This is a genomic window from Mycobacterium terramassiliense, from assembly GCF_900157385.1.
GTDB classification, from domain to species: domain Bacteria; phylum Actinomycetota; class Actinomycetes; order Mycobacteriales; family Mycobacteriaceae; genus Mycobacterium; species Mycobacterium terramassiliense.
The window spans coordinates 145,274-171,312 of sequence record NZ_LT717699.1 but is presented as its reverse complement, the minus strand read 5'-3'; the positions used below and the strand labels follow the sequence as shown (position 1 = coordinate 171,312).

29 protein-coding genes and 3 pseudogenes are annotated in these 26,039 nt (G+C 70.3%); 7 read left to right on the top strand and 25 right to left on the bottom strand.

Annotated elements, in window-relative coordinates:
* Position 1: 1 nt before the first annotated feature.
* Genes MTAB308_RS04965 through pyrH form a run of 3 tightly spaced genes read right to left on the bottom strand, consistent with a single transcriptional unit; the run spans position 2 to position 2,300 of the window.
* A complete protein-coding gene (locus MTAB308_RS04965; RefSeq protein ID WP_083746433.1) occupies positions 2 to 925 on the bottom strand; it encodes a phosphatidate cytidylyltransferase in 924 nt (307 codons plus the stop codon).
* Between the two features lie 21 nt (positions 926 to 946).
* A complete protein-coding gene (gene frr, locus MTAB308_RS04960; RefSeq protein WP_068234960.1) occupies positions 947 to 1,504 on the bottom strand; it encodes a ribosome recycling factor in 558 nt (185 codons plus the stop codon).
* Positions 1,505 to 1,514: 10 nt separating this feature from the next.
* Positions 1,515 to 2,300, bottom strand: a complete 786-nt coding sequence (gene pyrH, locus MTAB308_RS04955; RefSeq protein WP_077098390.1) for a UMP kinase — start codon at positions 2,298 to 2,300, stop codon at positions 1,515 to 1,517.
* Positions 2,301 to 2,620: 320 nt separating this feature from the next.
* Between pyrH and mbp1 the strand changes: the two genes are divergently transcribed.
* Positions 2,621 to 2,863: a microaggregate-binding protein 1 gene (gene mbp1 / locus MTAB308_RS04950; protein ID WP_066909539.1), complete on the top strand. Its 243-nt coding sequence runs from the start codon at positions 2,621 to 2,623 to the stop codon at positions 2,861 to 2,863.
* Positions 2,864 to 3,063: 200 nt separating this feature from the next.
* Entirely contained in the window at positions 3,064 to 3,810 is a 747-nt protein-coding gene (locus tag MTAB308_RS04945) for a winged helix-turn-helix domain-containing protein (RefSeq protein WP_077098388.1), read from the top strand.
* A gap of 40 nt (positions 3,811 to 3,850) precedes the next feature.
* Here MTAB308_RS04945 and MTAB308_RS04940 read toward each other — a convergent pair whose 3' ends face one another.
* Both MTAB308_RS04940 and MTAB308_RS04935 read right to left on the bottom strand, forming a co-directional pair.
* A complete protein-coding gene (locus MTAB308_RS04940; RefSeq protein WP_077098385.1) occupies positions 3,851 to 4,789 on the bottom strand; it encodes a lysophospholipid acyltransferase family protein in 939 nt (312 codons plus the stop codon).
* A 94-nt stretch (positions 4,790 to 4,883) separates the two neighbouring features.
* Positions 4,884 to 5,465, bottom strand: coding sequence for an MPT63 family protein (locus MTAB308_RS04935; protein WP_077098383.1), 582 nt, complete (start codon positions 5,463 to 5,465; stop codon positions 4,884 to 4,886).
* A gap of 338 nt (positions 5,466 to 5,803) precedes the next feature.
* On the opposite strand from MTAB308_RS04935, the gene MTAB308_RS04930 reads away from it, so the two are divergent.
* Positions 5,804 to 6,358, top strand: a complete 555-nt coding sequence (locus MTAB308_RS04930; RefSeq protein ID WP_077098381.1) for an SDR family oxidoreductase — start codon at positions 5,804 to 5,806, stop codon at positions 6,356 to 6,358.
* Between the two features lie 12 nt (positions 6,359 to 6,370).
* On the opposite strand, the gene MTAB308_RS04925 is transcribed toward MTAB308_RS04930, so the two are convergent.
* The 3 genes from MTAB308_RS04925 to MTAB308_RS04915 all read right to left on the bottom strand — a co-directional run bounded on the left by MTAB308_RS04925 (position 6,371) and on the right by MTAB308_RS04915 (position 7,656).
* Positions 6,371 to 6,610, bottom strand: a complete 240-nt coding sequence (locus MTAB308_RS04925) for a DUF2795 domain-containing protein (RefSeq protein ID WP_077098379.1) — start codon at positions 6,608 to 6,610, stop codon at positions 6,371 to 6,373.
* A gap of 79 nt (positions 6,611 to 6,689) precedes the next feature.
* Positions 6,690 to 7,103 carry a ChaB family protein gene (locus MTAB308_RS04920; RefSeq protein WP_077098377.1) on the bottom strand — a complete coding sequence of 138 codons (414 nt, stop codon included), beginning with the start codon at positions 7,101 to 7,103 and terminating at the stop codon, positions 6,690 to 6,692.
* Between the two features lie 16 nt (positions 7,104 to 7,119).
* Positions 7,120 to 7,656, bottom strand: coding sequence for a DUF1360 domain-containing protein (locus tag MTAB308_RS04915; RefSeq protein ID WP_077098375.1), 537 nt, complete (start codon positions 7,654 to 7,656; stop codon positions 7,120 to 7,122).
* 124 nt (positions 7,657 to 7,780) lie between these two features.
* Between MTAB308_RS04915 and MTAB308_RS04910 the strand changes: the two genes are divergently transcribed.
* Complete coding sequence (locus tag MTAB308_RS04910) at positions 7,781 to 8,203, top strand: MarR family winged helix-turn-helix transcriptional regulator (RefSeq protein ID WP_077098373.1); 423 nt, start codon at positions 7,781 to 7,783, stop codon at positions 8,201 to 8,203.
* A gap of 92 nt (positions 8,204 to 8,295) precedes the next feature.
* Here MTAB308_RS04910 and MTAB308_RS04905 read toward each other — a convergent pair whose 3' ends face one another.
* The 3 genes from MTAB308_RS04905 to rpsB are packed head-to-tail and all read right to left on the bottom strand — an operon-like array spanning position 8,296 to position 11,435.
* The gene (locus MTAB308_RS04905; RefSeq protein WP_077098371.1) at positions 8,296 to 9,699 is read right to left on the bottom strand and encodes an amidase; all 1,404 of its coding nucleotides are present in this window, start codon (positions 9,697 to 9,699) and stop codon (positions 8,296 to 8,298) included.
* Between the two features lie 30 nt (positions 9,700 to 9,729).
* Positions 9,730 to 10,545, bottom strand: coding sequence for a translation elongation factor Ts (gene tsf, locus MTAB308_RS04900; protein WP_077098369.1), 816 nt, complete (start codon positions 10,543 to 10,545; stop codon positions 9,730 to 9,732).
* A 32-nt stretch (positions 10,546 to 10,577) separates the two neighbouring features.
* Positions 10,578 to 11,435, bottom strand: a complete 858-nt coding sequence (gene rpsB / locus MTAB308_RS04895; RefSeq protein WP_077098367.1) for a 30S ribosomal protein S2 — start codon at positions 11,433 to 11,435, stop codon at positions 10,578 to 10,580.
* 203 nt (positions 11,436 to 11,638) lie between these two features.
* On the opposite strand from rpsB, the pseudogene MTAB308_RS04885 reads away from it, so the two are divergent.
* Positions 11,639 to 12,154, top strand: a pseudogene (locus MTAB308_RS04885) (M23 family metallopeptidase); the annotation flags it as partial.
* Between the two features lie 87 nt (positions 12,155 to 12,241).
* Here the strand turns inward: MTAB308_RS04885 and MTAB308_RS04880 are convergent.
* From MTAB308_RS04880 to MTAB308_RS04845, 8 genes and pseudogenes are all read right to left on the bottom strand, one after another.
* Positions 12,242 to 13,144 carry a tyrosine recombinase XerC gene (locus MTAB308_RS04880; RefSeq protein WP_077098365.1) on the bottom strand — a complete coding sequence of 301 codons (903 nt, stop codon included), beginning with the start codon at positions 13,142 to 13,144 and terminating at the stop codon, positions 12,242 to 12,244.
* A 32-nt stretch (positions 13,145 to 13,176) separates the two neighbouring features.
* Positions 13,177 to 14,338, bottom strand: a pseudogene (locus tag MTAB308_RS04875) (lactate 2-monooxygenase).
* A gap of 3 nt (positions 14,339 to 14,341) precedes the next feature.
* Positions 14,342 to 15,190 carry a siderophore-interacting protein gene (locus tag MTAB308_RS04870; RefSeq protein ID WP_077098363.1) on the bottom strand — a complete coding sequence of 283 codons (849 nt, stop codon included), beginning with the start codon at positions 15,188 to 15,190 and terminating at the stop codon, positions 14,342 to 14,344.
* A gap of 32 nt (positions 15,191 to 15,222) precedes the next feature.
* Complete coding sequence (gene dprA, locus MTAB308_RS04865; protein WP_077098361.1) at positions 15,223 to 16,389, bottom strand: DNA-processing protein DprA; 1,167 nt, start codon at positions 16,387 to 16,389, stop codon at positions 15,223 to 15,225.
* On the bottom strand, positions 16,386 to 17,897 hold the full coding sequence (locus tag MTAB308_RS04860) for a YifB family Mg chelatase-like AAA ATPase (RefSeq protein ID WP_077098359.1): 1,512 nt from the start codon (positions 17,895 to 17,897) through the stop codon (positions 16,386 to 16,388). The genes dprA and MTAB308_RS04860 overlap by 4 nt, the downstream gene beginning before the upstream one ends.
* Positions 17,897 to 18,274, bottom strand: a complete 378-nt coding sequence (locus MTAB308_RS04855; protein WP_077098357.1) for a YraN family protein — start codon at positions 18,272 to 18,274, stop codon at positions 17,897 to 17,899. The genes MTAB308_RS04860 and MTAB308_RS04855 overlap by 1 nt, the downstream gene beginning before the upstream one ends.
* A 103-nt stretch (positions 18,275 to 18,377) precedes the next feature.
* Positions 18,378 to 19,199, bottom strand: coding sequence for a formate dehydrogenase accessory sulfurtransferase FdhD (fdhD, locus tag MTAB308_RS04850; protein ID WP_077098355.1), 822 nt, complete (start codon positions 19,197 to 19,199; stop codon positions 18,378 to 18,380).
* 21 nt (positions 19,200 to 19,220) lie between these two features.
* Complete coding sequence (locus MTAB308_RS04845; protein WP_077098353.1) at positions 19,221 to 20,201, bottom strand: NAD-dependent epimerase/dehydratase family protein; 981 nt, start codon at positions 20,199 to 20,201, stop codon at positions 19,221 to 19,223.
* 215 nt (positions 20,202 to 20,416) lie between these two features.
* Between MTAB308_RS04845 and MTAB308_RS04840 the strand changes: the two genes are divergently transcribed.
* The gene (locus MTAB308_RS04840) at positions 20,417 to 21,187 is read left to right on the top strand and encodes a GAF and ANTAR domain-containing protein (RefSeq protein ID WP_077098351.1); all 771 of its coding nucleotides are present in this window, start codon (positions 20,417 to 20,419) and stop codon (positions 21,185 to 21,187) included.
* 10 nt (positions 21,188 to 21,197) lie between these two features.
* On the opposite strand, the gene MTAB308_RS04835 is transcribed toward MTAB308_RS04840, so the two are convergent.
* The 4 genes and pseudogenes from MTAB308_RS04835 to rplS form a co-directional block, all read right to left on the bottom strand.
* The gene (locus MTAB308_RS04835) at positions 21,198 to 21,503 is read right to left on the bottom strand and encodes a DUF2469 domain-containing protein (RefSeq protein WP_007171389.1); all 306 of its coding nucleotides are present in this window, start codon (positions 21,501 to 21,503) and stop codon (positions 21,198 to 21,200) included.
* Between the two features lie 15 nt (positions 21,504 to 21,518).
* Positions 21,519 to 22,287 (bottom strand): annotated as a pseudogene (locus tag MTAB308_RS04830) (ribonuclease HII).
* A 2-nt stretch (positions 22,288 to 22,289) separates the two neighbouring features.
* Positions 22,290 to 23,150, bottom strand: coding sequence for a signal peptidase I (lepB, locus tag MTAB308_RS04825; RefSeq protein ID WP_077098347.1), 861 nt, complete (start codon positions 23,148 to 23,150; stop codon positions 22,290 to 22,292).
* Between the two features lie 48 nt (positions 23,151 to 23,198).
* On the bottom strand, positions 23,199 to 23,540 hold the full coding sequence (gene rplS, locus MTAB308_RS04820; RefSeq protein ID WP_012393605.1) for a 50S ribosomal protein L19: 342 nt from the start codon (positions 23,538 to 23,540) through the stop codon (positions 23,199 to 23,201).
* A 302-nt stretch (positions 23,541 to 23,842) separates the two neighbouring features.
* Between rplS and MTAB308_RS04815 the strand changes: the two genes are divergently transcribed.
* The gene (locus MTAB308_RS04815; RefSeq protein ID WP_077098345.1) at positions 23,843 to 24,799 is read left to right on the top strand and encodes a serine hydrolase; all 957 of its coding nucleotides are present in this window, start codon (positions 23,843 to 23,845) and stop codon (positions 24,797 to 24,799) included.
* A 16-nt stretch (positions 24,800 to 24,815) separates the two neighbouring features.
* Here MTAB308_RS04815 and trmD read toward each other — a convergent pair whose 3' ends face one another.
* Positions 24,816 to 25,505 carry a tRNA (guanosine(37)-N1)-methyltransferase TrmD gene (trmD, locus tag MTAB308_RS04810; RefSeq protein WP_077098343.1) on the bottom strand — a complete coding sequence of 230 codons (690 nt, stop codon included), beginning with the start codon at positions 25,503 to 25,505 and terminating at the stop codon, positions 24,816 to 24,818.
* The gene (rimM, locus tag MTAB308_RS04805) at positions 25,502 to 26,023 is read right to left on the bottom strand and encodes a ribosome maturation factor RimM (protein ID WP_077098341.1); all 522 of its coding nucleotides are present in this window, start codon (positions 26,021 to 26,023) and stop codon (positions 25,502 to 25,504) included. Before rimM ends, trmD begins: the two co-directional genes overlap by 4 nt.
* Positions 26,024 to 26,039: the final 16 nt, after the last annotated feature.

Here is a 26,039-nt window from a genome sequence, read left to right as displayed (position 1 = left end):
CTCAGCGCACGAGCGTCAGGATCGTCCACGCCGCGACCGCCGACGGGAGCACCCCGTCGAGCCGGTCCATCAGGCCGCCGTGACCGGGCAGCAGCCGGCCCATGTCCTTGATGCCGAGGTCGCGCTTGATCTGGGACTCGACCAGATCACCCAGCGTGCACGTCAGGACCAGGACGACGCCGAGCAACGCGCCGACCCAGAGCGGTTTGTGGGCCAGGAGGGTCGCCGTCAGGATCGCGGCCGTGATCCCGAAGACGAGCGATCCGGCGAGTCCCTCCCACGACTTCTTCGGGCTGATCGCCGGGACCATCGGATGCTTGCCCAGCAGCACCCCCACCGCGTAGCCACCCACATCGGAGGCGACGACAGTGATCATCAGGCAAAACACCCGTCCGGCGCCGTCCTTGGGGTAGACGAGCATCGCGGCGAAGGAGGCGAACAGCGGGACCCAGGCGGCCAGGAAAACGGTGGCGGACGCGTCGCGCAGGTAGTTGGCCGACGGTGAACCGGCGAACGGCTCCGGCCGCTTGCGGTTGTCCTGCATGAACAGGCGCCACACCATGCAGGCCACCACGGTGGCCCCGAAGCCGGCCACCGCACCGCCGGAACGGTACGGCCAGGTCAGCCAGACGGTGACCTGCCCGCCGATCAGCAACGGGATGAGCGGGATGACGTACCCGGCCTCGCGCAACCGGCGCACCACCTCGTGGCTGGCGACCAGGATGGCCCCCGCGCACAGCACCACCCAGCACCGCGGGGCGAACAGCAGCGTCGCGACGAGAACGGCGCCGATGCCGACGCCGACCGCGATCGCGGCGCGCAGGTCGCGCCCGGCCCGCGACGTCTTCTTGGCCGGCTGCTGCGTCGTTTCCGGGGACCCGCGCCGCGGCTCGTCGGACGGGGCGCCTGCGCCGGTAGTCACCACGGATACGTTGCTGAGCGGCCGCTAGACCTCCAGCAGCTCGCCTTCTTTGTGCTTGACCAACTCATCGATCTGGGTGACGTACTGATGGGTGGTCTTGTCCAAATCCTTTTCCGCCCGGCCGACCTCGTCCTCGCCGGCTTCCCCGTCCTTGCGGATGCGGTGCAGCTCCTCCATGGCCTTACGGCGAATGTTGCGCACCGACACCCGCGCCTCCTCCCCCTTGTGCTTGGCCTGCTTGACCAGCTCCCGGCGACGCTCCTCGGTCAGCTGCGGCACCGCGACCCGGATCAATGTGCCGTCGTTGGTGGGGTTCACGCCCAGGTCGGAATTGCGAATGGCGGTCTCGATGGCGTGCAGCTGACTGGCCTCGTAGGGCTTGATCACCACGAGCCGCGCCTCGGGAACGTTGATGCTGGCCAGCTGCGTGATGGGCGTGTTGGTGCCGTAGTAGTCGATCACGATCCGGTTGAACATGCCCGGGTTGGCGCGCCCGGTGCGGATGGTGGACAGGTCGTCGCGAGCCACCGACACGGCCTTCTCCATTTTCTCTTCCGCGTCGAAGAGAGCCTCATCAATCATCGTCTTCCCCTCAGGTGGTGACCAGCGTCCCGATCTTCTCACCAGCGACCGCCCGAGCGATATTGCCGTTGGTCAGCAGGTTGAATACCAGGATCGGCATGCCATTGTCCATGCACAGGCTGAACGCCGTGGCATCGGCCACGCGCAGCCCGCGGTCGATCACCTCGCGATGGCTGATCGCGGTGATCAGCTCGGCCTCGGGGTTGAGCCGCGGGTCGGCGGAGAACACCCCGTCGACCGCCTTGGCCATCAGGACCACGTCGGCGCCGATCTCCAGCGCCCGCTGCGCGGCCGTGGTGTCGGTGGAGAAGTACGGCAGGCCCATGCCGGCCCCGAAGATCACCACCCGGCCCTTCTCCAGGTGGCGGACGGCCCGCAACGGCAGGTATGGCTCGGCCACCTGGCCCATCGTGATCGCGGTCTGGACCCGGGTGACGATGCCCTCTTTCTCGAGGAAGTCCTGCAGGGCCAGGCTGTTCATGACGGTGCCGAGCATGCCCATGTAGTCCGAGCGGGTGCGCTCCATGCCGCGCTGCTGAAGCTGCGCGCCCCGGAAGAAGTTGCCACCGCCGATCACCACCGCGACCTGCACACCGCCGCGGACCACCTCCGCGATCTGGCGGGCCACCTGGGCGACAACGTCGGGATCCAGCCCGACCTGGCCGCCGCCGAACATCTCGCCACCGAGCTTGAGCAAGACTCTGGAATACTGCGATCGCCTCTCCGGCTGCCCGGAAGTCGCGCTCTCCGGTGAAGATGTCGGTACGCCGTTGGCGCTTCTCGTCGGCTCCGTCATCAGACTCCTCGCATGAGAGTGCCATCCCGGGGCGAACTCGTCCGGAACGGCATTTCACATCCTGCCTCATCGCAACACAATGCGGCGCGGGCGGGGTGCATTATCTGCACAGTTGGCGAATTACATGGGTTTCCCGGCGCCGCCTCGCCTTCCGGCGCCGGATGTTTGAGCGGGTGGCGACACGGGGAATAGGCAGCACGGCGGGGGGCGAACCAACGGTCTTGAGAATAAGGACCGCGCCTCACCGTGGGTCGATCGCTTTCGCGATCGGCGCTGAGCAAGTGCTCAAAGCACGTACGCCAATGAGGAGGAACAAATCCATGGCGGACAACGAGAACAAGTCGGGACCTGCCGAGGCGGTCAAGGGCGTCGTCGAGGACGTCAAGGGCAAGGCCAAGGAGGCCGTCGGTGCGGTGACCGGGCGCGACGACCTCACCCGCGAGGGGCAGGCCCAGCAGGACAAGGCCGAGGCTCAGCGCGACGCAGCAAAGAAGGAAGCCGAAGCGGAGGCCGCCCGAGGCGGCGCCAAGGCGGCTGAGGAGCGCCAGAAGGCCAACCAGTAGCAGCTTGTCGCGAAGATGGGTCCGGTCCGTGCAAACGGGCCGGGCCCATCGGCGTCCCGGGCCGGAGCATTGACCCCGCGATCGCGGGCAATAAACTTTGCATAGTTTGGCTCTGAATCGGGTACTCAGCGCTGCGCTGGCAGACATCTCGCCGTGAGGTGCCTACGGGTGGGGGGCGATGACAAACTCACGAGTTGGAGATGTCGTTGGACGTTTTACTACTGACCGAGGTAGACGACTTCGAAACGGCCCTGCCCACCCTGAACTCTTTCGCGCCCACGGTGCGGCGCGTTCCCCTCACCGCCGGCGTCGACGGGCACCGCGGTAGCGCCGACGTCGCGATCGTCGACGCGCGCGCCGACCTCGAGGCCGCGCGCAGCGCCTGCCGCCGGCTGGCTTCCGACGCCCCGTCCACCGCGGTGGTGGCCATGGTGGCGCCCGCGGACTTCCCGGCGGTGGACGTCGACTGGCACGTCGACGACGTGCTGCTGCCCGCCGCCGGGGCCGACGAGCTGCAGGCGCGGCTGCGGCTGGCGATCTCGCGGCGGCGCAGCGCGATGGACGGCACGCTGAAATTCGGCGACCTGCTGCTGCACCCGGGCAGCTTCACCGGCTCGCTCGACGGTGTGGACCTGGGGCTGACGCTCACCGAGTTCAAACTGCTGAACTTCCTTGTGCAGCATGCCGGCCGGGCTTTCACCCGAACCCGGCTGATGCACGAAGTGTGGGGCTATGACTGCAACGGCCGCGTCCGCACGGTAGACGTTCACGTGCGCCGCCTGCGCGCCAAGCTGGGACCCGAACACGAATCCATGGTCGACACCGTGCGCGGGGTCGGCTACATGGCGGCCACGCCACCGCACCCCGAATGGGTCCTGCGCGGGTCGACGCTGGCCCCGCTGTGGACATCGGCGACGCGGCCGGTCACCGACCCGGTGGCGCACTAGCCGCGACAGATCTTGTCGCGCAGGGTCTTTCGCGATCGACTCACGCGAAGAGCGGCAGCGCCCGCTTGCGCGCCAGCGCGTCCATCCCTTGCTGAATCGAGTCTTCGACCTCGTGGTACTTGCGGTCGACGTAATCGTCGTCGTCGGCACGCGCCGGGTCGCGGTCCAGCTCGACGGCGGGCATGAACCGGGTCCTGATCTTTGCCGGCAGCGGCAGCTGGGGCAGCGCCGCCGGGGCGATCCCCCACGGCAGGGAGACGGCCAACGGGAAGACCTTGAGCCGCAGCACCCGGTCGAGCTTGAGCGCCTTCGACAGGCGGTCGCCGCGGATCAGCACCGGCATTGCGTCGGCTCCGCCGACGGTCGCGATCGGCACGATCGGCACGCCGGCGCGAATCGCCATTTTGACGAAGCCTTTTCGCCCCGCCAGGTTGGCGCGATCGCGCTCGGTCCACGGGCGCAGCGAATCCACCTCCCCGCCGGGCCACAGCGCCACGTCGCGCCCCTCCGCCAGCGCCGTCGCGATCGCGTCCGGGGCTGCCGGCAGCACGCCCATCGCGCGGAAGTAGCGCCCGAAGACCGGGATCGCCATCAGCGCGTCGTGTGCCGTGCCGTGCAGCGGGCGGTCCTGGCCGAAGCGCCGCCACCATTGCAGGCCGACGGTCCAGGCGTCCCAGACGAACGGGGCGCCCGAGTGGATGCCCACCAGCAGCGCCGGCGGCTCCGCCGGGATGTTCTCCCAGCCGTCGACCTCCATCCGGAACCAGTAATCCACCAGCACATTCCAGAAAAACTTCTGGCGCTGCAGGGTGGCCTCGTCCTGGCCGCTGAGATCCCACCTGCCGGCGCGCTCGGCGACCCAGCCGGCGATCCCTCCTTGCTGCTTGCTGCGGCGCTCGTCCATGGTCACGCGGGCCCGCCTGGCGTGCAGCTTGGCCTGTGCGCGTACCTCGGCTGGTCTGTGATCGGGGTTACTCATGGGTGTCGGGTACCCGATTCGGGCGCGCGGGACTCCCGCATACGCAAATCTCCCCGCGCCATCGGGGTGGCGCGGGGAGACAGCTGCTACCGGATTACGCGTGCGGCGCCGGCGCCGGCGGTTGACCCGGTGCCGGGCTGGGTTGACCCGGTGCCGGGCTGGCGTTCGGCGCTTCGCCAGGCGTCGAGGCGCCCGGCACGTTCGACGTCCAGATCAGGATGTCCTGCATCCCGTCGTTGTAGACGACGCCGTTCGGCGGCGCGCCGGTCACGTCGAAGTACAGCGTGCCGGTGGACTCTTGGCCCTGCGGGATCGGCGCCGGGTTGAGGCCGCCCGGGGCGCCCGGCTTGTCGATCAGCTTGTAGGTCTGACCGTTGGGGCCGCGGGCGCTGAAGTCCTTGACCATCGGCGTAACGACCCCGGCGTCCGACCTGGCCGTGATTTCGGCCTGGTACAGCGTCCCCTTCGGCGTATAGCCCGGAATCGAAACATTGCTCGGCTGCAGGTTGCTGACGGTGTAGTTGGTGATCATGGGCCCGTCAACGAGTTGTTCGCTGGCGCCGAAGCCCTGAATGTTGGGCGGCGCAGCGGAAGCGGTTGCTGCTGCGAAAACGCCTGCAGCCGCTATAGCTCCGGCAGCAATAGCACTCTTTACAGCGGTGGTGGTGACCTTCATGGTGTTCCTTTCGTGTCGAACAATCGCCCCCACATATAGGGCGATAACCGCACTGCGTGGAGATAACCCTTTGGCCGCGGCAGTAAACCGGCATGCCCGCCGAATTTGCCGATATATGCGTTGTCACCAGCATTAACCGTGCGGTATTTATTTTGTCCCGCAGCGCCTTTCGCGCCACAGAATTAACATTGGCACCATCGACACCACGGCTTTTTGCCGCTGATTAGTTCCGTTCCAGCCGGGTATGTGCACCCACGGAGCGGCGCTGAAAGCCAAGCCTTCGCGCACCCGCGAATCGTAACCGGCGCGTAGTGCGAGCACGAAAGGATCACTCCCCAATGAGTTTTGCGGCGCAGCAACAGGAAGTTCCGGGCGTGCAGGGGAAAATGAACCCCGTTCCCGACTGCGGGGAAAACGGTTACCGGGGCTCGGGAAAGCTCACCGGCAAAAGGGCCATCATCACCGGCGGCGACAGCGGCATAGGCCGCAACGTCGGCGCCTATTTCCACCTCGCCAAGGCCGCCGTGCCGCACATGAAGCCGGGCTCGTCGATCATCGGCAGCTCGTCGGTCAACTCCGATTCGCCCAACCCCACCCTGGCGCCCTACGCGGCGACGAAGGCGGCCATCGCGAACTTCTCGGCCAGCCTCGCCCAGCTGTTGGGCGACAAGGGAATCCGGGTCAACAGCGTGGCGCCGGGCCCGATATGGACGCCGCTCATCCCGTCGACGATGCCCCCGGAAAGCGTGGAGTCGTTCGGCGACAACGTACCGCTGGGGCGTGCCGGCCAGCCGGCCGAGCTGGCCCCCATCTGCGTCGTGCTGGCCTCCGACGACGCGAGCTACATCTCCGGCGCGCGGGTCGCCGTGACGGGCGGCCGGCCGATCCTGTAGCGCCCGAACCGATTAGGAGCCCCGGTTCTCGCCCAGCTCCTGCACGATAGGGCTTTGGGCCGCCGCCTCCCCGGCGCCGTCGCCACCCCGGTCGTCGTCGACGGTCACCGACGCGGCGACCTGCGCGAGGTTCGCGTAGGTCTCCGGCGGAACCGCGCGCAACGCACGGACGGTCTGCTCGTCGCAGCCGTTGCGGTCGGCGGCCTCGATCAGGTCCTGCTTGCTGGCCGGAAGTCCACGTCGTTGAGGCACTTTCGGAGTTGACTGCGGGTGGTAGACGCGACCATTGCTGTCGGGATGCCCACCGGGTGCCGGCCTAAACGCGTGGCCGTCAGCGGCCGCGCACCCGGCGGTTCTGCTTCATGATCGCGTCGACCAACTCCGACTTGTTCATCGACGACCGGCCGCGCACATCGAGCCGGCGCGCCACGTCGAGCAGATGCTTCTTGCTCGCGTTGGCGTCGACACCCTCGGCCGAGCGGCCGCTGTTGTCCGGACCGCCGCCCTCGGCCAGCTCGTCCGACGGTCCCTTGCGTTCCTTGGGCTCCCAGTGGTCACCGACCTTTTCGAAGCTGTGCTTGAGCGCCGAGTAGGCCACCCGGTGGGCGCGCTCCTCGCTGCCGTACTCCTCGGCGGCCGAGTCGTGGGTCTTGGCGAACGTGCGTTGCGCTTTGGCGTTGGAGCGCCGCAGGGTGCTGGGCAATTCGCTCTTCTTTGCCGCGCCGCCTTTCGTCGTCTTGGGCATCGAACCCCCTCGCTTGTCAGCCCTCGGTGATCTGCTGTGCCCGCGCGTAGGCCAGCTGCAAGAAGTCGGCGCCGGCCAGGGCGGTGAAGGTGCCCGCGACCAGCCGGGTCGGCCTCGGCGCGAAGATCAGCCCGATGACGAACGCGGTGGCCACCCACATGTCGAGGCAGAAGGGGCACGTCAACAACTCCCCCAGGCTGTGGCGCAGCGCGCTGCCGTGCCGCGTTTCCTCCATCACCTCGGCCGGGCCACCGGTACCCGCATAGCGCGCGAACGGCGCCCGCAGCGGGCTGGTCACGGCGTCCTTGGACACCGTGCGCGCCAGCTTGTGGGTGCCGATGGTGACGGTCAGGAGATCCTGAACACTCCAGCGCTCGGGCAACTTGCGCCCGGTGGCCGCGGCGACGACGCCGGCCAGGGCGACCAGGGCGCCGTAGATCGCGAGGACCACGGTGTAGCCCTCCAGGGGGCGGGGGTTGTCGCCGCGGTACGCGTCGGCTTCGCGCCGCGCGCGCTCGGCCACCCCGTGGGTCATTTCGGTTGCATCGCCCATGGCGCTCCTTGTCGTCTGGATCCCCTGTGGGTTACCCCGTTGGGCGCCCGGAAATCACGATCGCGCTGAACCGCACCGGCGAAGCTGCGCGGCCAGGCGCCCCGGATATGTCAAGATCGCTGACATGGGCCAGGCCGAAGACGCGCCGCTGGGTTACCTGTTGTATCGGGTGGGAGCCGTGCTCCGGCCGGAGGTGGCCACGGTGCTGGGTCCGCTGGGCCTGACGCTGCCCGAATTCGTCTGCCTGCGCATCCTGTCGATGCACCCGGGCATGTCGAGCGCGGAACTGTCCCGGCACACCAACGTCACACCGCAGGCGATGAACACCGTGCTGCGCGCGCTGGAAGACGTGGGGGCGGTGGAACGGCCGGCGTCGGTCTCCTCGGGCCGGGCGCTGCCGGCCACGCTGACCGCTCAGGGCCGCGCGCTGCTGAAGCGCGCGGAGGCCGCCGTCCGGGGCGCCGATGCCCGGATCCTGGGCAAGCTGACCGACGCGCAGCAGCGCGAGTTCAAGCGCATGCTCGAGAAGCTCGGATCCGACGGCTGATCAGCGGCGATCGCGGGGGCTCCCCCAGCCCCGCGGGGGCCTGGCGCTGGGGGTACCCCCGCGGGGCTGGGGGACGGGTCGCCGCCAGCGAGCTACGCGGCCTGGATGCGGGCCCACGGCCGCGCCTCTTCGAGTTCGTACGCGAGCTGCAGCAGCAGCGACTCCTGCCCCAGATCGGCCGACAGCATCATGCCCACCGGCATGCCGGTGGGCGACTGCGCCAGCGGCAGCGAGATCGCGGGCTCGCCGGTGACGTTCTGCAGCGGGGTGAACGCCACCCAATCGATCAGCCGGTCCATCACCTGCCGGTAGTCCGTGGGCGCCAGGTAGCCGATGCGGGGCGTTTCGTCGGCGAGGGTCGGCGTCAGCACCGCGTCGTAGGTGCGGAAGAACTCCGCGGTGCGCCGCCGCAGCCTGCGCAGCCGCATGATCGCCGTCGGCAGGCGGTGGATGTTGCGGCCGCTGTGCCGCTCCAGGCCCAGGGTCAGGCTGTCCAGCCGGGTTCGGTCGAAGCTGCGGCCGAACAGGCGCCGGCCGCCCCGCACCTGCGCGAATGCCAAGAAACCCCAATACAGCACGAAGTCGTCGACGAAGCTGGGCGGCACCGGGGGCTCGTCGAGGTGTTCGACGCGGTGGCCCAGTTCTTCGAGGAGCCCCGCCGATTTCAGGGCCAGCTCCCGCACGGCGGGGCTGCACTCGCGCTGCACCGAGCGGGTGAGGACGGCGATGCGCAGCCGCTGCCGGCCGGGCCCCGTCACGTCCCCGATCGGGGCCAGTTTGGGGTTGCGCCAGATTCGCTCGGCCTCCCGATAAAACGCCGCGGTGTCCCGCACCGTACGGGTCAGCACGCCGTTGGCGACGATGCCCACGGGCATTCGGCGATGCGCCGGGTCCAGCGGCAGCCGGCCGCGCGACGGCTTGAGGCCGACCAGCCCGTTGCACGCGGCCGGGATGCGGATCGAGCCGCCGCCGTCGTTGGCGTGCGCGATCGGCACCACCCCGGCGGCGACGAACGCGCCCGACCCCGACGACGAGGCCCCGGCGGTGTAGTCGGGGTCCCACGGGTTGCGGACCGGCCCCAGCCGCGGGTGCTCGGCGGCCGCGCTGAACCCGAACTCCGATAGCTGCGTCTTGCCCAGCGAGGTCAGCCCGGTGCCGAGAAACACCGTCGTCAAGACGCTGTCGGCGGGGGCGTCGAAGGGCACCCACGCGTCGGCGCCGTGCATGCTGGGCTGCCCGGCGACGTCGACGTTGTCCTTGACGAAGGTCGGGACGCCGCCGAAAAACCCGTTCACGGGCTCCGAGGCGGCGGCTCGCGCCCGGTCGAAGGCGGCGTGCGCCAAGCCGTTCAGGGTCGGGTTGACGAGCTCGGTGCGCGCGATGGCCGCCTCGACGAGGTCGGCCCTGCCGACCGAACCGCCTCGCAGGGCGTCGGCCAGGCCGACCGCGTCGAGGTCACCGAGGGCATCGTCACCGAAAGCGTGCACGCGTCGCATGACACGACGCTAGCCGCTTGCGCCCGCCGGTTAAGCCTGGCCCACCTCAAAGCGAACGAACCGTGTCACCGTCACCCCGGCCTCGTCGAGCAGGGCCTTGACGGTCTTCTTGTTGTCGGACACCGAGGGCTGCTCGAGCAGCACCGCGTCCTTGAAGAAGCCGTTGAGGCGGCCCTCGACGATCTTGGGCAGCGCCTGCTCGGGCTTGCCCTCGGCCTTCGCGGTCTCCTCGGCGATGCGGCGCTCGCTGGCCACCACGTCCTCGGGGACGTCGTCGCGGGACAGGTAGCGCGCCTTGAGCGCCGCGATCTGCAGTGCGACGGCGTGCGCCGCGTCCTGGCTCTCGCCCTCGAACTCGACCAGCACGCCGACGGCCGGCGGCAGGTCGGCCGCACGCTTGTGCAGGTAGGCCTCGACGTTTCCGTCGAAGTACTGCACGCGCCGCAACTCGAGCTTCTCGCCGATCTTGGCCGAGAGGTCGGCAATGGCCTGCTCGACGGTCGTGTCGCCGATCTTGGCGGCCTTCAGGGAATCGACGTCGGTGGCCTTGGCCTGAAGCGCGGCGTCGACGACCTGGTCGGCCAGCTTCTGGAACTCGGCGTTCTTGGCGACGAAGTCGGTCTCGCTGTTCAGCTCGATCAGCGCGCCGCCCTTGGCCGCGACCAGGCCCTCCGCGGTGGCCCGCTCGGCGCGCTTACCGACGTCCTTGGCGCCCTTGATCCGCAGCGCCTCGACGGCCTTGTCGAAGTCGCCGTCGGTTTCGGCCAGCGCGTTCTTGCAGTCGAGCATGCCGGCGCCGGTGAGTTCCCGAAGCCGCTTGACGTCGGCAGCGGTGAAATTCGCCAATGCTCAGCCTTCCTATGAGGGGTCGGGCCTTCCTATGAGGGGTCGGTTGTTGATTCGGGGGTGCCCGCAGCGGCGTCGGTGGGGGCGGCAGACGGGGCGGTGGCGGCGGCCGTGGCCGTCGCCGAGGCCAGCAGCTCCTGCTCCCATTCGGCGAGCGGCTCGGCGGACTCCGCCTCGGGCTTGCCGTCGCCGCGGCCCAGCCCGGCGCGCGCCTGCAGGCCCTCGGCGACCGCGGAGGCGATCACCTTGGTGAGCAGGGCGGCGGAGCGAATCGCGTCGTCGTTGCCCGGGATCGGGTAGTCGACCTCGTCCGGGTCGCAGTTGGTGTCCAGGATCGCGATGACCGGGATGCCGAGCTTGCGGGCCTCGCCGACCGCGATGTGCTCCTTGTTGGTGTCGACGACCCAGATCGCCGACGGCACCTTGTTCATGTCACGGATACCGCCGAGGCTGCGCTCCAGCTTGTTCTTCTCGCGGGTCAGGCCCAAGATCTCCTTCTTGGTGCGACCCTCGAAGCCGCCGGTCTGCTCCATCGCCTCGAGCTCCTTGAGGCGCTGCAGCCGCTTGTGCACCGTGGAGAAGTTGGTGAGCATGCCGCCCAGCCAGCGCTGGTTGACGTACGGCATGCCGACGCGGGTCGCCTCGGCCGCGACGGACTCCTGCGCCTGCTTCTTGGTACCGACGAACAGGACCGTGCCACCGTGGGCGACGGTTTCCTTGACGAACTCGTACGCCTTGTCGATGAAGGTCAGCGTCTGCTGCAGGTCGATGATGTAGATGCCGTTGCGGTCGGTGAAGATGAACCGCTTCATCTTGGGATTCCAGCGCCGGGTCTGATGCCCGAAGTGGGTGCCGCTGTCGAGCAGCTGCTTCATGGTTACGACAGCCATTGCCGCCATTCCTTTGTTGTCGGTTGTCGCCCGGCATCGGGTGAGGCCGGGCCCTGGCGCCTGCGGAATGCCGCACCCGTCCTGGATGTCCGGGACGGGACCGCACGGCAATCTCTTGGTTGCAGGCGCGCGAAGTCAGCCCGCTAACGAGCTGCGACCAGGAGTTTACACCGTCTCAGCAGGTGCTTTTTCCACAGCGGTGACTGGCGAGGTTCGGCGGCTCCCGCTGTACTCGCCTGGTGCGGCGGGCGACGCTCCTGATCCTGGCGATGCTGTGGGCTGCCCCGGCCCACGCCGACGACGTGCGGCTGGATTGGCCGCTGCGCCCGCCCCCGCCGGTCGCCCGCGGATTCGACGCCCCCTCACCCGACTGGCATCCCGGGCATCGCGGTGTGGACCTGCCGGGCTCCCCAGGTCAGCCGGTGTACGCCGCCGGCGCCGCGACCGTGGTGTTCGCCGGGCTGCTGGCCGGGCGGCCCGTGGTGTCGCTGGCCCATCCCGGCGGGCTGCGCACCAGCTACGAGCCGGTGCGGGCGGCCGTGCGGGCCGGCCAGGCGGTGACGGCCGGGAGCGTGATCGGTTCGCTCCAGGCCGGGCACGCCGGCTGCCGGGCCGCGGCCTGCCTGCACTGGGGGGCGATGTGGGGCCCGGCGTCGGGTGCGCGGTACGTCGACCCGCTGGGGCTGTTGCGGGCGACGCCGATCCGGCTCAAGCCGCTTGGGTGACCGGCGCGGGGTGTCAACCCGGGGCGGCCCGCCCGGCGTGTCGTCGCCCGGGCCGCACACCCACGGCGCTCAGCGCACCGCTCAGGCCCGCGGGTGGGCCTGGTCGTGCACCGCCCGCAGCCGGGAGACCGCGACGTGGGTGTACAGCTGGGTGGTCGCCAGGCTGGAATGGCCGAGCAGCTCCTGGACGACCCGCAGGTCGGCGCCGCCCTCCAGCAGGTGCGTGGCCGCGGTGTGCCGCAGCCCGTGCGGCCCCATGTCGGGCGCGCCGTCCACCGCGGCGACGGTCTGGTGCACGACGGTGCGGGCCTGGCGCACGTCGAGCCGCCGGCCGCGCGCGCCCAGCAGCAGCGCCGGCCCGGAACCCGCGGTCGCCAGGGCGGGCCGCCCGTCGGTCAGCCAGGCGTTCAGGGCCTCGGCGGCCGGCATCCCGAACGGCACGGTGCGCTGCTTGTTGCCCTTGCCGAGCACCCGGACCAGCCGGTGGTGGGCGTCGACGTCGTCGAGGTCCAGGCCGCACAGCTCGCTGACCCGGATGCCGGTGGCGTACAGCAGCTCGACGATCAGCCGGTCCCGCAGGGCCAGCGGATCGCCTTGCCCCGCACCGGATTTGGCGGCGGCCATCGCGTCGAGCGCCTGATCCTGGCGCAGCACCGACGGCAGGGTGCGGTGCGCTTTGGGCACCTGCAGCCGCGCGGCCGGATCGCCCGCGAGCAGGCCCCGCCGCGCCGCCCATGCGGTGAACGCCTTGATCGCCGAGGTGCGACGGGCCAAGGTGGTGCGGGCCGCCCCGGCGCCGGCGGCCGCGGCAAGCCACGCGCGCAGCACCGGCAGGCTCAGCGCCTCCAGGCTCGTCCCGTTCGGATGGCCGTCGAGAAACGCCAACAGCGAGCGCAGGTCGCCCAGGTACGCCCGGCGGGTGTGCGCCGAGCGCCCGCATTGCAGGTCCAGGTATTGGTCGAACTCGTCGAGGATCGCCTCCACGCCTTTACGTTCGCAGGCGCCGGGGCTTGGGTTCAGGTGACGCGCCGCAGCGTTTCCGGGGTGAGATCTTTGCGGGTGGGATATCCGTCGACGGCCATGATCAGGTCGGCCTCGGCGAGGATCGCCCGCAGCACGTGCACAATGCCGTCGATGCCGCCGAGGGCCAGGCCGTAGGCGTACGGGCGGCCGATCCCGACCGCCGTCGCGCCCAGCGCGAGCGCCTTGATGACGTCGGCGCCGCTGCGGATGCCCGAGTCGAAGAGCACCGGCAGCCCACCCGCGGCCTCCACCACCCCGGGCAGGCAGTCGATCGCCGGCAGCCCGCCGTTGGCCTGCCGGCCGCCGTGGTTGGAGCAGTAGATGCCGTCGACGCCGCCGTCGATGGCGCGCCGGGCGTCGTCGGGGTGGCAGATCCCCTTCACCAGCAGCGGCAGGTCGGTCAGCGAGCGCAGCCACGGCAGGTCGTCCCAGCTCAGGGGGTTTCCGAAGACCTGCACCCAGCGCAGGGTGGCGCCCTGGCGGTCCTCCTCCGGCGGGCGCTGCAGACCGGCGCGGAACACGGGGTCGCTGGTGTAGTTGGCCAGGCAGTGCCCGCGCAGCTGGGGGAAGTTCGACGTGCCCAGGTCGCGCGGCCGCCACCCGGTGACCCAGGTGTCGAGGGTCACGACGATGCCCTTGAAGCCCGCTGCCTCGGCGCGCTGGACGAGGCTGGCGGCCAGCTCGCGGTCGTTCGGCGTGTACAGCTGGAAGAAGCCGGGCGTGTCCCCCAGGGCGGCGGCGACCTCCTCCATCGGGTCGACCGTCAGCGTGGAGGCCACCATCGGGACGCCGGTGCGCGCGGCCGCGCGCGGTGGCCAGGTCGCCGTGGCCGTCCTGGGCGCACAGGCCGATGACCCCGATGGGGGCCATGAAGACCGGGGACGGCAGGGTCATGCCGAACAGCTCGACGGACAGGTCGCGCTGGGCGGCGCCGACGAACATGCGCGGGATCAGGCCCCACCCCTCGAAGGCCGTGCAGTTGGCCCGCTGCGTGCGCTCGTCGCCGGCCCCGCCCGCGACGTAGGACCAGACCGAGGGCGGCAGCGCCGTGGCGGCCTTGGCCTCCAGCTCCGCGAAGGCCATCGGCAGCGGCGGCACCACTCCGGCCAGGCCCTGCAGGTAGATCTCGTTCTGGTAGTCGCCGAAGTGGGCCATGGGTTAAGCGCCCGCCTCCGCCTCGGCCAATTCCCTCTTCCACTGCCGGAACGTTTCCTCGGTGCGGCCGCGGCGCCAGTAGCCCGAGATCGACGACGCCCATTTCGCGTCCACGCCACGCTCTTTGCGGATGTAGGGGCGCAGGTTGTGCATGACGGTTTGCGCCTCGCCGTGGATGAACACGTGCACCTGCCCGGGCAGCCACGGGGCCGTGGTGACCGCCTCGATGAGCGGCGCGAAATCCCCGGCGCGGTCCTCGGGCACCAGGTCGGCGCGGCCACCGCGGTAGACCCAGCTCACCTCGACGTTGTCCGGCGCGCTCAGCGGGATCTCGTCTTCGGGGCCGGCGACCTCGAGGAACGCCTTGCCGACGGCGTTGGGGGGCAACGCTTCCAGCGCCACGGCGATCGCCGGAAGCGCCGACTCGTCGCCGGCCAGCAGGTGCCAGTCGGCGGCCGGGTCGGGGGTGTAGGCGCCGCCGGGACCCATCAGGTAGATCGGCTGACCGGGTTGGGCCGCCGCCGCCCAGGCGCCCGCGATGCCGTGTTCGCCGTGCACCACGATGTCCAGGGTCAGCTCACCGGCCGCGACGTCGACGCCGCGGACGGTCATGGTCCGCACCGACGGCCTCTTCTCCGGCGGCAGCCCGTTGAAGCTGTCCAGGGTCAACGGCCCCGGCAGCCCGGCCACGTCGACGTCCTCGGCCACGAAGGCCAGCTTGACGTAGGAGTCGGTGAATTTGCTGGGCGCGAAGGTGTCGAAATGACCGCTGCCGAGCACCACCCGAACCATGTTCCGGGTGAGTTGCTCGGTGCGGACCACTTCGAAGCTCTGCAGAGGTCGACCTGCCACTTGTCCTCCTGTCCAGACCCGACCCCCGTCGACTATACGAGCCGCGCCGTGAAGCTCCGGGCCTCGGAGCGGCGACCGGCGGCGCGGACGATCCGCCACCGCCCGTCCTGGCGCTGCGCCAACCCGGCCAGCTCGAGGATGGCCAGCGGCCCGAGCACCCGCTCGGGGGCCAGCCCCGACGAGATCGCGACCTCGTCGACCGTGACAGCGCCGCGCCCCGGCAGCGCCTCGTATACCCGGCGCTCGTCGTCGCTCAGCCCGTCCAGCTCGGTGGCCGGCCGCGGCTGTTCAGCCGCTAATTCGCCGATGCGGCCGACCAATTCGACGACGTCGTCGGCCCGGGTGATCAGCTCCGCGCCGTTGCGCAACAGCGCGTGACAGCCCGCCGACGCCGACGACGTCACCGGTCCGGGAACCGCGGCCACCACCCGCCCCAGCGCCCGCGCCCAAGCCGCGGTGTTGGCCGCGCCGCTGCGCAGGCCGGCCTCCACCACCACGGCGGCCCCGGCGACGGCGGCGACCAGGCGGTTGCGGGTCAAAAACCGGTGCCGGGCCGGCCGCACGCCGGGCGGATATTCGCTGAACAGCAGCCCGCGCCGGCCGATGCGGTGCAACAGCGTGGCATGGCCGGCTGGATAAGGGATGTCGACGCCCCCGGCAAGCACCGCCACGGTGCTGCCGTCGGACGCGAGCGCGGCGCGGTGCGCCGCGCCGTCGATTCCGTAGGCTCCGCCGGAGACCACCGCGACGTCGCGCTCGACCAGCCCGGCGGCCAGGTCGGCGGCCACCTGCTCGCCGTACACGGTGGAGGCACGCGTTCCCACCAGGGCGGCGGCGCGGTGTGCCACCTCGTCGAGGCGTTGGGGGCCCAGCGCCCATAGCACCAGCGGTGGGCCGCCGCGAACCTTGACCTCGGCGCCGCCGAAGGCAGCGAACGCCAGCAGCGGCCACTCGTCGCAGTCGGGGGTAATCAATCGGCCGCCGCGGGCGGCGAGCAGCTCGAGATCTGATGCGGCCATGTCTATTTCGCGTCTGGCCTGGGTGTGCCGCGCGACGCCGTCGTCGACCGCGCCGCGCCGAACCCTTTCGGCCGCCTCGACCGGCCCGACCCGGGCCACGAGGTCCGCCAGCACCGCGCAGGGCGGTTCGGCCACCCGGGACAGGTAGGCCCACGCCAGCGCCACGGGATCGGCCGTCATCGGTGCGCCCCCGGTTGCCGGAAGCTGAGCGCGGCCGCGACCTCGCCGGGCCCGGGGACGTCGCGGCCGGCGAGGTCGGCGAGGCTCCACGCGACCCGCAGCGTGCGGTCCAGGCCGCGGATGCTGAGCAGCCCGGTGTCGAGCGCCCTGCGCAGCGGCTGCATCGCGGCGTTGCCGGGTCGGAACTTTCGCCGCAACAGGGTCCCGCTGACCTCGGCGTTGGTGCGGACACCGTAGGGGCGCCAACGCGCAGCGGCCGCATCTCGCGCGGTGGCCACCCGCCGGCGAACCTGCGCCGTCGATTCGCCGTCGGCGACCGAGATCGCCCCGGCGCGTACCGGATTCATCTGCACCCGCAGGTCCACCCGATCCATCAACGGCCCGGACAGCTTGCCCAGGTAGCGGCGCTTGGCCGGCGCGGCGCAGACGCAGTCCCGCGGGTCGGCCGGCGCGCACGGGCACGGGTTGGCGGCCAGCACCAGCTGGAAGCGGGCTGGGTAACAGGCCACCCCGTCACGGCGGGCGAGACGAATCTCCCCGTCCTCCAACGGGGTTCGCAACGCCTCCAGCGCACGAACGCTGATCTCGGCGCACTCGTCGAGAAACAGCACCCCGCGATGGGCCCGGCTGACGGCACCGGGGCGCGCCATCCCGGAGCCGCCGCCGACCAGCGCCGCGACGCTGGAGCTGTGGTGTGGCGCCACGAACGGCGGCGTGGTGATCAGCGGCGTCTCCGCGGACAACAGCCCGGCCACCGAGTGGATCGCGGTGACCTCGAGCGACTCGTCCTCGCTCAGCGGCGGGAGCAGGCCCGGAAGACGTTGGGCCAGCATCGTTTTGCCGACCCCGGGCGGGCCGGTCAGCATCAGGTGATGCGCCCCGGCCGCCGCCACCTCCACCGCGAACCGCGCCTGCGACTGCCCGACCACGTCGGACAGATCTGCCGCCGGTTCGGGAGATGGCGTGCCCGCGCTGATCCGGGCGTCCAGCCCACCGGAACCGCTCAACCAGCCCTGCAGCTGGCGCAACGTGCGCACGCCCCACACGTCGATCCCGTCGACCAGGCTGGCCTCGGCCAGGTTGTCCACCGGGACGACGACGGCAGGCCAGCCCTGGCGCTTGGCGGCCAGCACGGCGGGCAGCACCCCCCGGACCGCGCGCACCCGCCCGTCCAGCGACAGCTCACCCAGCAGCACCGTCTTCTCCAGGCGCTCCCACGCATGCTTTCGCTGCGCCGACAGCACGGCCGCGGCCAGGGCGACGTCGTAGACCGAGCCCATCTTCGGCAGCGTCGCCGGCGACAGCGCAAGCGTGAGCCGGGCCTGCGGCCAGTCGTTGCCGCAGTTGTTGACCGCCGCCCGCACCCGGTCCCGGGACTCCTGCAGGGCGGCGTCGGGCAGGCCCACCAGGTACACGCCCGGCAGTCCGGAGGCGATGTCGGCCTCGATCTCGACGATCTCCCCGTCCAGCCCGCGCACCGCGACCGAGAACGCCCGCCCCAGCGCCATCAGCCGACCCCCCGCAGGTGGGTGATCTCCGGGATCCGGCGGCGCCCGACCCGCACGCCGATCACGTCGAGGCGCAGCGCCGCCCACCGCTCGTGCTGGCCGGCCAGCCACAGCCCGGCCAGCCGGCGCAACCGCCAGACCTTGCGCGGCGTCACCGCGTTCGCCAGCCCGCCGTAGCCGTCGCCGGTGCGGGTCTTCACCTCGACGAAAACCACGGTGCGGGTGGCGTCGTCGGCGGCGATCACGTCCAGCTCGCCGTAGCGGCAACGCCAGTTGCGGCCCAGGATCCGCAACCCCATCCGGCTCAGGTGATCGACGGCGAGCGCCTCGCCCATCGCGCCCAACTCGGCGCGGGTCATCGTGTTGTGGGTCGTCATGGGGGCCACGGTGCCCGTCGACCGCGACAGGGCGGACCGCTACCGCCGGCGGCGGCCCCCGGCACGAGCGGGTTATCCCCAGCCGGCCGCTCATCCACAGCGCTTACGTGACGCGGTCCGCCCTGGTGTAGACGTTCATCGAGTCCTCCCGCAGGAAGGCCACCAGCGTCAGCCCGGAGTCTTCGGCCAGCGAGACCGCCAGCGACGACGGCGCCGACACCGCGGCCAACACGGGAATGCCCGCCATCACCGCCTTTTGCGTCAGCTCGAACGAGGCGCGCCCGCTGACCAGCAGGACGCACGCCCGCAGCGGGAGGCGCTCATGCTCCAGCGCCCAGCCGACGACCTTGTCGACCGCGTTGTGGCGGCCGATGTCCTCGCGCACCACCAGCGCCGTGCCGTCGACGCCGAAAAGGGCCGCGGCGTGCAGCCCGCCGGTACTGTCGAAAACCTTTTGCGCGGAGCGAAGTTGGTAGGGCATGGCCTGCAGCGTCGCGGCGGCGACGGTCGCCGGATCCGCGCCGGGCGAGAAGCGCCCGGTCAGCCGCACCGCCTCCAGCGACGCCTTGCCGCACACCCCGCACGAGGAGGTGGTGTAAAAGTTGCGGGTGACGTCCAGCCCGGGCGGTTCGACCCCGGGCGCCAGGGTCACGTCCACCACGTTGTAGGTGTTGGCCCCATCCTCGTCGCGACCGCCACAGTAGCGGATGCTCAGCACGTCGTCGCGGCCCCCGACGACTCCTTCGGTGAGCAGAAACCCTTGCGCCAGTTCGAAATCCGAGCCGGGAGTGCGCATCGTCACCGTGACCGGCGCGCCGTTGACGCGGATCTCCAACGGCTCCTCGACGGCCAGGGTTTCCGGTCGGGTGACGGCCCGATCGGCGGTGAGATGGTGCGCGCGTCGGCGCGCCGTCACATGGCTCACCGGCGCCGGAACCTCATGCGTTCAAACTACATTGGCCAGCGCGGCCAGCGTCTCCTGCGCCGAGTGAACCGGGCGCCAGCCCAGCTGGGTCCTCGCCTTGGTGGTGTCCATCACCACCGACGTCCGCGCGACGTGCAGCCATTCCAGCATGGACGGGACGAACGGCACCCGCGAAATCGCCGCGGACGCCGCCGAGGCGGCCACGGCGGGCACCCGTACCGGCCGGCCGCCCAGCGCCCTGGCCACCTCGGAAATCGTCACCACGCCGTCGCCGGCGATGTTGTATGCCCCGGGCGGCGCCGGGGCCGTCGCCGCCAACGCGATCGCTTCGGCGACGTCGTCGTGGTGGACCAGCTGCAGCGGGAAACCCGGATCGGGCACCACCGGCTTCAGCATCGGGGCCACCTTGGACATGGCGCGCACCGGACCGGGCAGCTGATTCCACGGCATCGCGTCGGCCAGGGCCGTCGCCTTGGGCCCCGCGACGACGCACGGTCGCAGGACGAACACCTCGAGCGACGAGCCCGTGGTGACGTCGGCCAGCAGCGCCTCACACGCCGCCTTCTGCTCCGAGTAGTAGTGCTCGGCCGATCCCCGGGCGGGCACGTCCTCGGTGAGCGGGACCGGGTTGTCGGAGTGATAGCCGTACGCCGCCACCGACGAGGTGTACACCAGGCGCCGCGGCCGCTCGGCCGCGACCGTCGCCTCGAACACGTTGCGGGTGCCCTGCAGGTTGATGCGTGAGCTCTCTTCGCGGGAGCCCATGATGATGAACGCCAGGTGGACGACCACGTCGGCCTGCGCCACCAGGTCGTCGACCGCCTCGCGGTCGAGGATGTCGCCCTGTTGGTACACCGTCTTTTGCCAGCCGCACGAGACCGGGTCGAACGGCCGACGCGCCATCCCGATGATGGTCTCGACGGCGGGCTCGCGCTCGAGTGCCGTCACCGCCGAGATACCGATCTCTCCGGTCGGTCCGGTCACCGCCACGGTTAGCCCCATTTGAATAGCCCCATTTGAAACGAGCTTCCCTTCCGCGGCGCTTCGAAACCACGAGTGACCAAACTCGCAAGTCGATACTCTCGACAAGGGAGCGTGAGCAGCCACGCCACCCATCCGCCTGAGCAACGGGCCATACAGGGTGTGGGGCCCGCGTCGGCGACCGATAATCTACGGCGATTGAGGGTCAACGCGGCCCGCAGGAACGGGGACACCACGTGGCAGACGACGCGCATGCCGTCGCGGACGGTCCGACACCGGGTGGGGACAAGGCCGACCCGGCGACCGTCTTCGCCGCCCTCGCCGAGATCATCTATCAAGGCTCGGACGCCACCCAGATGTACGCGGCCATCTGCATCGCCGCGACCCTGACCGTCCGCGGCTGTGACCACGCCAGCCTGCTGGTGCGGGAGGGCGACCGCTATGTCACGGTCGGGGCCAGCGACCACATGGCATACCAGATCGACGAGCTGGAGCGGCGCGCCGGAGACGGCCCGTGCATCGACGCCATCGAGGAAGAGACGCCCCAGATCGACACGGACCTGACGACGCCGTCGCTGTGGCCCAAGCTGGCCTCCGTCCTGGTCAGGGAAACCCCGGTGCGCGGGGCCATGGGTTTTAGGCTGCTGGTGGAGAAGCGCAAGGGGGCCGCGCTGAACCTCTTCAGCGACACGCCCAACCTGTTCGATGCCGAATCCGCCGGCCGGGCGGCGGTGCTGGCGGCGTTCGCCAGCGTGGCCATCAACGCGGTCGCCAAGGGCGAAGACGCCTCGACCCTGCGTCGGGGGCTGCTGAGCAACCGCGAGATCGGCAAGGCCGTCGGCATGCTGATGCTGCTGCACGACATGACCGAGGAGCAGGCGTTCGACCTGCTGCGGCGCCACTCGCAGTCCCTGAACATCAAGCTCGCCGACGTGGCGCGCGCCGTCATCGAAGGCCGCGGTCAGCTGCCGTCCGACGGCGAAACGAAGCTCCCGCCGAACGGCTAGGCGCTCGGCGCTACTCGGGCAGCCGCAGCTCGGGCTTTTCGACCTCTTCGATGTTGACGTCCTTGAAGGTGACCACCCGCACCTGCTTGACGAAGCGGGCCGGCCGGTACATGTCCCACACCCAGGCGTCGGACAGTCGCAGCTCGAAGTACACCTCGCCGTCGGCGTTGCGCGGCACCATCTCCACGCTGTTCGCCAGGTAGAAGCGCCGCTCGGTTTCCACGACGTAGCTGAACTGGCCGACGATGTCCTTGTATTCGCGGTAGAGCGAGAGCTCCATCTCGGTTTCGTACTTTTCGAGATCTTCCGCGCTCATCTGCCACTCATCTGCTCAGACGCCTCCGTCGCCGGGAACCTGGTCCCATCTTTCCTCACCGGTGCCCGTCATGGTCGGCCGGAGGGTCGGGTTTGCACTCGGCCACCACAGTGGGGCCCGACCCGTCTGGCCCCAGAGCCACGCGCCGGACGTTGATGAAGGAATAGCGGTGCTCGGCGCAGGGCCCCAGCCGGGTCAGCGCCATCGAGTGCGCCGGGGTGCTGTAGCCCTTGTGGTCGGCGAAGCCGTAGCCCGGGTGGTCGGCGTCCATGGCGACCATCAGCCGGTCCCGGCTGACCTTGGCCAGCACGCTGGCCGCCGCGATGCAGGCGGCCGCGGCGTCGCCCCCGATCACCGGCAGCGACGGCATCGGCAGCCCGGGCACGCGGAACCCGTCGCTGAGCACATACCCCGGCCGGACGGACAGGCCGGCCACCGCGCGCCGCATGCCCTCGATGTTGGCCACGTGCACCCCGCGCCGGTCGACCTCACCCGAAGGGATGAACACCACGTGGTAGGCCAACGCGTAGCGGCGGATGAGCGGGAACAACTTCTCCCGCACCTTCTCCGTAAGTTTCTTCGAATCATCAAGGGCAGCAAGGCTTTCCAATCTCCCCGGTCCCAGCACGCAGGCCGCCACCACCAGCGGGCCGGCGCAGGCGCCGCGGCCCACCTCGTCCACCCCGGCCACCGGTCCCAGGCCGCTGCGATACAGCGCCGACTCCAGGGTGCGCATCCCGGATGACTTGCGGATCACCGTCCGCGGCGGCCACGTGGTGGCCACGGCTACTGACCCTGTTGGGGATTCACCGATCCGACCCCGCCCCAGCGCGACGGCGGCCACACGATGAATCTCGCCTTGCCGATGACGTTGGACACCGGCACCGTTCCCGAATTCGGGTCGCCGGTGCACAGGATGCCCTTGAGGGCTTCCGCCGGGACGCTCGTGCAGTGGGCCCGCGAGTCCGCCGAGTGCGTCCGGTTGTCGCCCATCACCCACAGCCGTCCCTGCGGGACGGCGACCGGGCCGAACTCGCTGCCCAGGCAGGGGTACTTCGCAGGGTCGGCCATCATGGTGTTCGGATCCAGGTAGGGCTCCTTGAGCGGCTTGCCGTCGACCGTCAGGCCGGTGTCGGCCCGGCACTGCACGGTCTGTCCCCCGACCGCGATGACGCGTTTCACCAGGTCGTTTTCGTCGGGGGGCACGAACCCGATGAACGACAGCCCGTCCTGCACCCAGCGCAGCGCGGTGTTGTTCGAGCGGATCGACTTGTATCCGGCGTTCCACGACGGCGGACCCTTGAAGACGATCACGTCGCCGGGCCGCGGCTGGCCGAACCGGAAGGTCAGCTTGTCGACCATGATCCGGTCGCCGACGCAGCCGGTGCAGCCGTGCAGCGTGGGCTCCATGGATTCCGACGGAATCAGGTACGGGCGGGCGATGAACGTCAGCATGACGTAATAGAGCACGATCGCGATCACCGCGAGGACCGCGAGTTCGCGCAGCGTGGACTTCTTCTTGGGCTCCGGCTCGGCCGCGTCGGGCGGCGGGGACCCCTCGGGCGCGTCGGGGTCGCGGGTGGAGACCTTCGGCTCCGGTTGGCCGGCGTCGGACTGGGGCTCAGATGGGTCCGCGTTGTCGGTCACGGGATCAGCGTAGCCAGCATGGTTCGTGGCCTGGTGAACCGCGTCCGGTCAGCGCTTTTCCTTGATCTTGGCCTTCTTGCCGCGGAGTTCACGCAGGTAGTACAGCTTCGCGCGGCGCACGTCGCCGCGGGTCACCACCTCGATGTGGTCGATGTTCGGCGAGTGCACCGGGAAGGTCCGCTCGACGCCGACGCCGTAGCTCTCCTTGCGCACGGTGAACGTCTCGCGGATGCCTCCGCCCTGGCGGCGGATCACCACGCCCTTGAACACCTGGATGCGCTCCTTGGCGCCCTCGATGACCTTGACGTGCACGTTGATGGTGTCGCCCGGGCTGAAGGCCGGGATGTCGTCGCGCAGCGACGCCTGGTCGACGAAGTCCAGCCTGTTCATCTACGAAGCACTTCCTTGCGGTCGCGGCTTGCGACGCCTGCCCACACGCCGCGCGTGGGGCGGTCACAAGCCGATGGTTTCGGGCTTTTATGCGCATCTCGCAGCGGCCGGGAAGCGGCCCGGCCCGCTGACGGGTTCGAGACAACTGAGCAATTGTGCCAGATGGGGCGCGTGCATTGAAAATCACATGTAAACGTCGCGGTTCATACGCAGCCGAAAACGCTGGTGAGTGGTTACATATGACTCGGGTCAAAACGCGCCAATCGGCCGGTTGTACCCCAGGCAACCTAGGAGATCCACACATGCGCCGCCGCCCGCTCACCGTACTCACCGCAGTGGCGGCGGTGACGCTGGTGCTGGCCGGGTGCGACGAGGCACTGGTGGACCGCCAAAGCCAACCGAAGGTGTCGGGCAGCCCGGACACCAGCGCGCCCGTGCGTCAGCCCCCCAAGCAGCCCGAGACGGTTCAGCTGCTGCTGGACTCCGTGCCGATGCACGGGCCGCCGCAGGTGCTGCCGGGGACGGTGTTCGGCGGCCTGCCGGCGCGGATTCAGCAGGCCATCGACGAAGCCGCCGCCGCCGGGGCCACCCTGTCGGTCGCCGTGCTCGATCGCAAGACCCATGAGCTGGTCTCCAACGGCAACGGCCAGGTCATCGGCACCGCCTCGGTGGCCAAGCTGTTCATCGCCGACGACCTGCTGCTGGCCGAGTCGCAGGGCAGGACCGCCCTGTCCCCGGAGGACCGCCAGGCCCTGGATGCCATGCTGCAGTCATCCGACGACGGAGCCGCCGAGAAGTTCTGGGGTCAGGGCGGCGGCGACGCCATCATCAGCCAGGTCGCGGCCCGCTACGGGCTGTCGTCCACCACCCCGCCCAGCGACGGGCGCTGGTGGAACACGATGAGCTCGCTGACCGACCTGGTCCGCTACTACGACATGCTGCTCGACGGGTCGGGCGGGCTGCCGGCCGAGCGGGGCAAGATCATCGTCAACGACCTGGCCCAGTCCACCCCCACCGGGATCGACGGTTACCCCCAGCGGTTCGGCATTCCGGAGGGGCTGTTCGCCGAGCCCGTGGCGGTCAAGCAGGGCTGGATGTGCTGCATCGGCAGCGACTGGATGCACCTGTCGACCGGCGTGATCGGTGCCGACCACCGCTACATCATGGTGGTCCAGTCCCTGCAGACCTCCGACGACGCCACCGCGCGGCAGACCATTACCCAGGCCGTCAAGACGATCTTCCCCAGCGGCAAGATCTGACGCAGCCTCGCCAGGCCTACTCGCCCAACAGGTCGGGGCGGCGTTCCCGCGTGCGCTGCAGCGACACCTCGCGCCGCCAGGCCGCGATTCGCGCGTGATCACCGGACAACAAAACCTCGGGGACGTCGAGACCGCGCCAGGTGGGCGGCCGGGTGTAGCTGGGGCCCTCGAGCAGCCGGTCGAGGGCCGGCGAGTGCGAATCCTCTTGCAGCGACGCGGGATTGCCCAACACCCCGCTCAGCAGCCGCAGCACGGCTTCGATCATCACGATGGCGGCCGACTCCCCGCCGGGCAGCACATAGTCACCGATCGACACCTCCTCGACCCGCATCCGTCGGGCGGCGTCCTCGATGACCCGCTGGTCGATGCCCTCGTACCGCCCGCAGGCGAAGACCAGGTGCCGCTCGGCGCTGAAGCGCTGCGCGGTCGCCTGAGTGAACAGGGCGCCGGCGGGGGTGGGTACCACCAGAAGCGTCTCGCCGGAACACGTTTCGTCCAGCGCCTCCCCCCATACCGGCGCCTTCATCACCATCCCCGGGCCACCGCCGTAGGGCGCGTCGTCCACCGCGTGGTGCACGTCGTAGGTCCACCGCCGCAGATCGTGCACGCGCAGATCCACCAGACCCGACGCAATCGCCTTGCCGGGCAACGACTGTCGCAGGGGTTCCAGATAGGCCGGGAAGATGGTGACGACGTCGATCCTCATGCCAGGTCCAGCAGTCCCTCGGGCGGGTCGATCTCGACGCTGCGGTCGTCCAGCGACACCGACGTGACGATCGCGCCGACGAACGGAATCAAGACCTCCCCGCCGTCGCCGCGCCGGACCGCCAGCAACTCACCGGCGGGGGTGTGCAGCACCTCGGCGACGACACCGACGTCCTGCCCCGTCGCGGTGCGGACGCTCAGGCCCTCGAGCTGGTGGTCGTAGTAGGTGTCCGGCTCGTCGATCGGCGGCAGCTCCGCCGAGTCCACCACGAACAGGCTGCCCCGCAACGCGTCGGCGGCGTCGCGGTCGTCCACCCCGGCCAATCGCACCAGCAGCCGCGCACCGTGCTCGCGCACCTGGTCGATGACGAAGCTGGCTGCCTCGCCGGTCCGAGAGTTCTTGGCGCGCAACGTATTACCCGGGGCGAAACGGGCGGCAGGATCGTCGGTGCGGACCTCCACGACAAGCTCGCCGCCGATGCCGTGCGCCTTGACGACGCGCCCGACCGTTAACTCCAAGGGAGTTCCATCCGCA

Bases quoted from the DNA above. Each gene is read 5' to 3' on its own strand.
- MTAB308_RS04845 (WP_077098353.1), bottom strand. From the start codon at position 20,201: ATGGGGCTAACCGTGGCGGTGACCGGACCGACCGGAGAGATCGGTATC.
- mbp1 (WP_066909539.1), top strand. From the start codon at position 2,621: ATGGCGGACAACGAGAACAAGTCGGGACCTGCCGAGGCGGTCAAGGGC.
- pyrH (WP_077098390.1), bottom strand. From the start codon at position 2,300: ATGACGGAGCCGACGAGAAGCGCCAACGGCGTACCGACATCTTCACCG.
- MTAB308_RS04905 (WP_077098371.1), bottom strand. From the start codon at position 9,699: ATGCGACGCGTGCACGCTTTCGGTGACGATGCCCTCGGTGACCTCGAC.
- rpsB (WP_077098367.1), bottom strand. From the start codon at position 11,435: ATGGCTGTCGTAACCATGAAGCAGCTGCTCGACAGCGGCACCCACTTC.
- MTAB308_RS04930 (WP_077098381.1), top strand. From the start codon at position 5,804: ATGAGTTTTGCGGCGCAGCAACAGGAAGTTCCGGGCGTGCAGGGGAAA.
- MTAB308_RS04940 (WP_077098385.1), bottom strand. From the start codon at position 4,789: ATGAGTAACCCCGATCACAGACCAGCCGAGGTACGCGCACAGGCCAAG.
- MTAB308_RS04945 (WP_077098388.1), top strand. From the start codon at position 3,064: ATGTCGTTGGACGTTTTACTACTGACCGAGGTAGACGACTTCGAAACG.
- dprA (WP_077098361.1), bottom strand. From the start codon at position 16,389: ATGACGGCCGATCCCGTGGCGCTGGCGTGGGCCTACCTGTCCCGGGTG.
- MTAB308_RS04920 (WP_077098377.1), bottom strand. From the start codon at position 7,103: ATGCCCAAGACGACGAAAGGCGGCGCGGCAAAGAAGAGCGAATTGCCC.
- MTAB308_RS04855 (WP_077098357.1), bottom strand. From the start codon at position 18,274: ATGACGACCCACAACACGATGACCCGCGCCGAGTTGGGCGCGATGGGC.
- MTAB308_RS04915 (WP_077098375.1), bottom strand. From the start codon at position 7,656: ATGGGCGATGCAACCGAAATGACCCACGGGGTGGCCGAGCGCGCGCGG.
- frr (WP_068234960.1), bottom strand. From the start codon at position 1,504: ATGATTGATGAGGCTCTCTTCGACGCGGAAGAGAAAATGGAGAAGGCC.
- MTAB308_RS04835 (WP_007171389.1), bottom strand. From the start codon at position 21,503: ATGAGCGCGGAAGATCTCGAAAAGTACGAAACCGAGATGGAGCTCTCG.
- trmD (WP_077098343.1), bottom strand. From the start codon at position 25,505: ATGAGGATCGACGTCGTCACCATCTTCCCGGCCTATCTGGAACCCCTG.
- MTAB308_RS04860 (WP_077098359.1), bottom strand. From the start codon at position 17,897: ATGGCGCTGGGGCGGGCGTTCTCGGTCGCGGTGCGCGGGCTGGACGGG.
- MTAB308_RS04910 (WP_077098373.1), top strand. From the start codon at position 7,781: ATGGGCCAGGCCGAAGACGCGCCGCTGGGTTACCTGTTGTATCGGGTG.
- MTAB308_RS04935 (WP_077098383.1), bottom strand. From the start codon at position 5,465: ATGAAGGTCACCACCACCGCTGTAAAGAGTGCTATTGCTGCCGGAGCT.
- rplS (WP_012393605.1), bottom strand. From the start codon at position 23,540: ATGAACAGGCTGGACTTCGTCGACCAGGCGTCGCTGCGCGACGACATC.
- MTAB308_RS04815 (WP_077098345.1), top strand. From the start codon at position 23,843: ATGCGCCGCCGCCCGCTCACCGTACTCACCGCAGTGGCGGCGGTGACG.